The organism is Microbacterium sp. CnD16-F (genome assembly GCF_024124465.1).
Classification (GTDB): domain Bacteria; phylum Actinomycetota; class Actinomycetes; order Actinomycetales; family Microbacteriaceae; genus Microbacterium; species Microbacterium gawkjiense.
In genome coordinates, this window is the sequence record NZ_JAMXSA010000121.1 from 1 (window position 1) to 1,268 (window position 1,268).

The 1,268-nt window shown below is 74.7% G+C and carries 1 protein-coding gene and 1 pseudogene; both read left to right on the plus strand.

Features of this window, described 5'->3' with window-relative positions:
- Positions 1-965 (plus strand): phosphotransferase (locus NH287_RS15045; RefSeq protein WP_253036257.1); only part of this gene is annotated, 965 nt, incomplete at its 5' end.
- A 1-nt stretch (position 966) separates the two neighbouring features.
- Positions 967-1,268 (plus strand): annotated as a pseudogene (locus NH287_RS15050) (leucyl/phenylalanyl-tRNA--protein transferase); the annotation flags it as partial.

Sequence of the window (1,268 nt, forward strand, 5' to 3'; positions counted from 1 at the left end):
GGCGCATGGACCAGGCGTTCAGCCGGCACGTCACGTCGCCGGGCTGGCTCGAGGAGGCGCACGCCTGGATCCATGTCCGCGCCGAGGAGGCCGGGCACGCGCTCGCCGGCCCGATCGAGCAACGTCGGGTGAGGCCGTGGTCGACCCAGCTGGTGGTGCCCACCGACCGCGGGCGCCTCTGGTTCAAGGCGAGCTGCCGGTCGATGGCGTTCGAGCCGGCGTTGCACGCCCTGCTGGCCGACGTCGCGCCCGACCAGGTGGCCGCGCCGCTCGCGGTCGACCCCACCCGGGGGTGGATGCTCACCGCCGACCGCGGCGTGACACTGGGCGACTCCCGCGAGCCGACCCTCGCCGACTGGCGCGGCGTCATGATCGCGACCGCCCGCCTGCAACGGCGTCTCGTCGACCGTCGCGACGCCGTGCTCGCCACCGGCGTCCCCGACTGCTCGCCCGAGACCGTCCCAGCCCGTTTCGACGCCCTGCTCGACCGCCTCGCGTCGCTGCCGACCGAGCACCCCTCGGCGCTCGACCACGCCGGCGCCACCGCGCTGGCCGGACGTCGGGACCAGCTCCTCGAGGCGGTCGCGCGCCTCGCGTCGTCGAGCGTCCCGGTCACGGTGCAGCATGGTGACGTGCACCCGTGGAACGCCTTCGCCGACCTGCGCGTGTTCGACTTCGGCGACATGCAGTGGGCGCACGCGCTCGAGGTCCTGAGCGTGCCCTACGGCTGGATCACGACGCGGAGCGAGCTGGCCTGGGACGACGTGCTCGCCACCTACTCCGAGATGTGGTCCGACGTCGCCGACCCGCGCGACCTGGCCGAGCTGCGCGCCGCCACGGCCTTCACCCAGCCCGTCAACCGTGCCCTGACCTGGTGGGACTCCCTCGAGGGTGCCACCGACGAGGAGTGGCGCGAGTGGGGCGACATGCCCGCGCACCACCTGGGCCGCGTGCTGGAGGCCTGACGTGCCCGCCGTCCCGCTGCCCCCGTCCCCGTGGGAGTTCCGCCCCGACATGTGGCCACGGTCCGACTGCGTCGCGGCCGGCGCCGACCTCGAGCCGTCGACGGTGGTCGAGGCCTACCGGCACGGTGCCTTCCCGATGCCGGACGAGGGCGACCTGCTGTGGTGGTCGCCGGTCGAGCGCGGTGTGCTGGAGCCGTCGGCGCTGCGGGTCTCGCGGTCGTTGCGCCAGGCCGTGCGCCGGCTGACGGTCACCATCGACACCGCGTTCGCCGAGGTGGTCGACGCGTGCGCCGACCCCAGCCG